This window comes from Acidobacteriota bacterium (assembly GCA_022340665.1).
Taxonomy (GTDB): Bacteria; Acidobacteriota; Thermoanaerobaculia; order Thermoanaerobaculales; family Sulfomarinibacteraceae; genus Sulfomarinibacter.
The window spans coordinates 1-5464 of sequence record JAJDNM010000107.1 but is presented as its reverse complement, the minus strand read 5'-3'; the positions used below and the strand labels follow the sequence as shown (position 1 = coordinate 5464).

The 5464-nt window shown below is 61.8% G+C and carries 4 protein-coding genes; all 4 read left to right on the top strand.

Features of this window, described 5'->3' with window-relative positions:
- A partial coding sequence (gene nadC / locus LJE93_12550; GenBank protein ID MCG6949733.1) for a carboxylating nicotinate-nucleotide diphosphorylase occupies nt 1-546 on the top strand: 546 nt, incomplete at its 5' end.
- 235 nt (nt 547-781) lie between these two features.
- Entirely contained in the window at nt 782-1393 is a 612-nt protein-coding gene (locus LJE93_12545) for a hypothetical protein (GenBank protein ID MCG6949732.1), read from the top strand.
- A 25-nt stretch (nt 1394-1418) separates the two neighbouring features.
- Nucleotides 1419-3245 carry a VWA domain-containing protein gene (locus LJE93_12540; GenBank protein ID MCG6949731.1) on the top strand — a complete coding sequence of 609 codons (1827 nt, stop codon included), beginning with the start codon at nt 1419-1421 and terminating at the stop codon, nt 3243-3245.
- A 256-nt stretch (nt 3246-3501) separates the two neighbouring features.
- Nucleotides 3502-5464, top strand: a 1963-nt coding sequence (locus tag LJE93_12535) for a TonB-dependent receptor (protein MCG6949730.1), incomplete at its 3' end; no start/stop codon positions are given.

Sequence of the window (5464 nt, the reverse complement as noted above, 5' to 3'; positions counted from 1 at the left end):
ACTGCCCTCAACCTGCTCGGCCATCTCTCGGGCATCGCCACCCTGACCCGAGACTACGTCGAGGCGGTGGCCGGCACCGGGGCGCGGGTCGTCTGCACCCGCAAAACCACACCGGGTCTGCGAGCGCTGGAAAAACACGCGGTGCGATGCGGAGGCGGCTCCAACCACCGTTTCGGACTCGACGACGCGGTGCTGATCAAGGACAACCACCTGGCGGTGGCGGTCAGCGTGCGCGAGGCGATCGCGAGGGTTCGGGAATCGGTAGGTCATATGGTGGCAGTCGAGCTCGAGGTCGACACCATCGAGCAACTTGAAGAGGGCCTCGAGGTGGGCGTCGACGCCGTCCTCCTGGACAACATGGACCTCGAAACGCTTCGCGCTGCGGTGGGGTTGGTGGATGGCCGTTGTGTGACTGAAGCGTCTGGCGGGATCGATCTCGACTCCGCTGCCGCTGTCGCCTCGACCGGCGTCGATCTCCTCTCGGTCGGCGCACTCACCCATTCCGCGCCATGGCTGGACGTTTCCCTGGAAGTCGTTACAGGGTAGCCGAAGGGTTCATACCCGCCGCCTCAGAAATCCACGCCAACGCCCGGCGGATGGTCGCTTCGCCAAACGTGCGACAGTCACGCGTTGCTGGTCGCCCACAGCCGGTTTCGATGTCTTCCACCCAAACCAACGCGCGCGAAGATCGTAGTCCTTACGCAGGGCAGACCTCGCGGGCGGGACGGCCGCGGGTGGACCGCGAGCTGCGCTATCCTGTTCTACGGAAAAGGAGAGAGTCATGCGCCTTCCCCTTGGCAGGTTATTCGTTCTGGGCATGCTCGGCGCAATCGCTGCGGGCTGCGGAACGACGACGCCGGCGATGCCGAATCCAATCACCGAACCGGTCATTGACATGCCTGGAGAAAACATCGTCCGCTACCGGGATTCCGTCATCGAAGTGGTTCTCGAGACCAAGTTCGCTGCCGCCAACCTGGGCGAAGAATGGCTGATTCTCAACGCGGCGATGAGCGGAATGACGGGCGGCAGCACCGAGGTCAAGCGCGCGTTGATCTCGGTCCGCTCTCCGGACGGCCGCACGATTCCGATGCCGAGCTACCGCGAATTCAACGCCGCCTACAAGGACCTTGCGCCGATCGCTCGGCGCGCTTCGCTGGCCAGCGATCCGCTCAGCTTCACCCGCGGCGGCCGGCGCGGTTGCCGGATCGACTTCTTCCCGCTACCCGGCTCCGGCAGGTCGGCGAGAACGTCGCTCAACGTGAGCAAGAACGACCTCTGCGCGGGCATGCTCTATTTTCCGATCCGCGATGGTGTCCAGCCCGGACGCTGGAAGCTGGCGATCGAATTCGAAGAGACCGAGGCGGTGGTGCCGTTCGTGCTCGAGAATCGGTGAATGCGGACGTTGATGAGGCGCACTGATGCCAGGCAGGGATTTGCTCAGGGAACTGATGATGTCTGACGTAAACCGGAGTTTTGCACCGCTCGTCGGGGTAGCGACGTTGTTGGTCATGTTGCTGGTCGCTGGGCCGGTCGCCTTCGGCCAGGAGGTCGGCGAGGACGAGGTGGTGGGCGGGCTCGCTTTCGAGGACGAAATCCAGGTCACGGTCGTCAACATCGACGTCTTCGTGCGTGACCGTGACGGGAACGTGGTGACCGGTCTTTCCGAGGACGATTTCGTGCTCAAACAGGATGGACAGGAGCGGAGGCTGAGCCACTTCGCAGCCTATACCAGGGATGTCCTCTCCGAGATCATGACGCCAGACGGAGAGGGCGCCCGGGCCCTGCCGGTTCCGACGCCGACTCCGCTCGATGCCGAGGCGGCGTCTCGGCCGAGCCGCAGCCCCGCCGAGCTGGTTCAGCCGGTGCACATCGTGCTTTACGTGGACAATGAGAATATCCGGCCCTTCGACCGGAACAGGGTGCTGACGCAGGTTCGGCGATTCATCGACGAGGTGATGCAACCACACGTTCGAGTCATGGTGATCTCGGTCCAGAGGTCGCCGAAGGTCGTGCAGCCCTTCACCAACGACCCGCGTGCGGTCAAAGATGCGCTCAGGTCCATGACCCGGGTCTACGGCGCTCGCACCGACGATGACCTGGAGCGGGGACGCATCATCCACGACATGCAGCAGATCATTGACGACGCCCCGGGAGAAGGCCGCCGAGCCGATTCCAGGATCGCTGTCGACCTCCAGGAGAAAATCCGGTTTTACGCTGGAGAGCTGGCGTCGGAACTCAATTACTCGGTCAATTCCCTGCGCGAGGTCCTCACCACTCTGGCGGGGCTTTCCGGCCGTAGGGTATTGGTTCACATCTCGAGCGGTTTGCCTGCGGTGCCGGCCCGAGATCTCATCAATTGGTATGGAGAGCTCTACCAGAAATCGTCCACCTTGCCGATGTTGGCGCGATACAACCGCCGCTACCTCTTCGAATCCGTGGCGGCGAGCGCCAACGCCCAGGGGGTGACCTTTTACACCATCGATGCCAGCGGGCTCGCCGGGGGTGGTTCGGCGTCGGCGGAGCATGCGCGCCCAATCGATCCCTTGACGACCAGCATCCACACCCTCAACTATCAGGAGCCGCTGCTGTATCTGGCCGAGCGGACCGGTGGTCGCGCGATCGTCGATTCCAATGACATCACCAGCTTGCTGGAAGAACTGCGCGACGACCTCTTCACCTACTACTCGCTCGGTTATACCCTGTCATCGAGCGGGAGTGACACCGTCCACAGGATCGAGGTCGAGCTGCCGGGCCACCCGGAGTACGAGCTGGTCTACCGACGCGCCTTGGTCGAGAAATCACTCGAAACCCAGGTCCAGGACAAGGTAGTGAGCGGACTCATGCTTGCGCTCGATGACAATCCGATGCATCTCGAGATCAGCTCCGGAGTGCAGCGGACAGCGTCCGAAGATCGATGGATTCTGCCGGTCGAGGTGTCATTGCCCATCGAGTCGATTGCCCTGATACCGGAGGGTGGCGATTACGTCGGCCGGGTGGTGCTGTTCGTCGCCAACCGTGACGCCAAGGGTGGGCAGTCAGATATCCAGCGGCGCCAGTTCGAGATCCGTATGCCGCCCGAGGATTACGAGAAGCGGCGCAGCGAGCGATACGTCGCGGCCCTCGATCTGCTGCTCAACGAGGGTGAGCACAAGGTGGTCGTCGGCGTGCTCGACCCGGTAACCCGTCAGTCCTCTTTTGCCAGCTTGAACACGCGGGTGTCGTCCCATTCGATCGTATCGAGATAGGCACCCGTCTCAGGACGTTCGATAATTTGAATACACGTCCGAAACCTCGGACGCGGTTACACGTATTTCTGTGCGATGGGAGGGTTCCAGCACAGAGATTCAGGCACGTATTTTGCTCAAGTAAATCAGGGTTCGAACATTCTGGATTCGGGGAAGGTACTCATCAAACCGGGCGGCACGTGGCCGAGAGCGTGGCAAAGTTGATCGGGTTTTCGGGCCACCCTCTCACGAAGAACCAGCAAAAGAGGAGGTACGAATGCGATATCGATTTACGACCTGCCTTGTCATTCTTGCACTCGCATGTGCGGGAACGGCCGTGGCACAGACTTCCGGCAGTAACCTGACTGGCCGCGTCACCTATGAAGGGTCCGGCATGCCGGGGGTTACCGTCAGTGTGACATCGCCCGCTCTGCAGGGGCAGAGAATCACCGTGACCAACTCACAGGGTGACTACCAGATCAAAGCGCTCCCGGCGGGCGACTACAAGGTTCGCTTCGAGTTGGCGTCGTTTGCGGTCCTCGAGCACGACGTCAAGATGTCGACGTCGCAGCCGCGGTCCTTGGACGCTGTCCTGTACCCGGAGGCGGTGCAGGAGGAAATCGTCGTCACCGGCTCCTACGAGACGGTCAGCACCGGCACCCAGGGTTCGTCGACCATGGAGCAGTCGACACTCGAAAAACTACCCGTGCTGCGAAACATCAATAACGCGGTGCTGCTGTCGGCGGGCGCCACCGATACCGGACCGAACAACAACATATCGATCGCCGGCGCGCAGTCGTGGGAGAGCCTCTATACCATCAACGGCGTGGTCGTGAACGAGAACATTCGCGGCCAGGCGCGCGACCTCTTCATCGAGGATGCGATCCTCGAGACCACCACCATCACCAGCAGCGCCTCGGCCGAGTACGGCCGTTTCGCTGGCGGTGTGGTGAACACGGTCACCAAATCCGGCGGCAACGAGTTTTCGGGTTCGTTCCGCGTCAACGTGGACAATGACAGCTGGAACGGCAAAACGCCGCTCACCACCGACCAGGTGGATGAGAATAATTACATCTACGAGGCCACTGTCGGCGGTTATATCCTGCGCGATGCGCTTTGGTTCTTTGCCGCTGGTCGCGATTGGTCGCAGTCGGGACAAGACCAGATCGCTACCCCCGGCCAGCCGGGAGCCGGCATCCCTTATTCGACAAGCCAGTCGGAGACCCGACTCGAGGGCAAGCTCACTGGCTCCATCGGACCCAACCACCGCATCATGCTGAGCTATCTCGACATCGACAATCCGTACGAGAACTACCCCAACTGGCCCCCCGCGGTCGACTACGCCGGACTCACTTCGGGTGAGAATCCGGAGAAGGGCATGTCGGTGACATACACTGGGGTCCTGTCCGACAGTTTCTTCGTTGAGGGCCTCTACTCCAAGAGGGATTTGACTTTGGTCGGAGGCGGCGGAGTCAACACCGAGCTCGGTGGCTCGCCGATCTGGGACCTGCTCGAGAGCGTCACCTACAACGACGCATGGTTCGACGCTGCGGGTCCGCCGAAGCAGCGTGACAACGAGAACTACTACGCGAAGGCGTCGTGGTTCGTGTCCGGCGCCGGCACCCACGACCTCGTCTTCGGTGTCGACTACTTCGACGACCAGAACTCGGAGAACAACCGGCAGATGGCCTCGGGCTACGCTTGGGCGCCGTACGTTGAGCAGAACTACGAAACACCCGGTGCCCCCTTGACCGTGATCGAGCCCTACGGCGGCTACATCATTTGGGGCGACGTGCTCCAGGAGTCGGTGGGCAGCCACGTCGAGACGACCTCGGTCTACGCCAACGACACCTGGAGAATCAACGACAAGCTGACCCTCAACGTCGGTGTGCGCTACGATAAAAATGACGCCAACGATCAGGCCGGAGCGACGACTGCCGACGACTACCGGATCAGCCCACGGTTGTCGGCGAGCTACGACCTCAAGGGCGATGGCAGCATCATTCTCACCGCCGGTCTCAACCGCTACGCGACCGCCTACACCCAGAATGAGTCGACGGCGGGTTCAGCGGCGGGCGAACCGGTCTACAACTGGTACATGTACGCAGGCCCGGAGATTATCGCCGGCACGCCCGAGTATCCCACCAATGCAGATGCGCTCGACGGGTTGTTCGATTGGTTCTTTAACGACTACGGAGGACCCAATAACCTGGATCTCGCCTACTATATCTCGATTCCGG

Excerpts from the sequence above, each read along its gene's own strand:
- LJE93_12545 (MCG6949732.1), top strand. The coding sequence starts at position 782 with ATGCGCCTTCCCCTTGGCAGGTTATTCGTTCTGGGCATGCTCGGCGCA.
- LJE93_12540 (MCG6949731.1), top strand. The coding sequence starts at position 1,419 with ATGCCAGGCAGGGATTTGCTCAGGGAACTGATGATGTCTGACGTAAAC.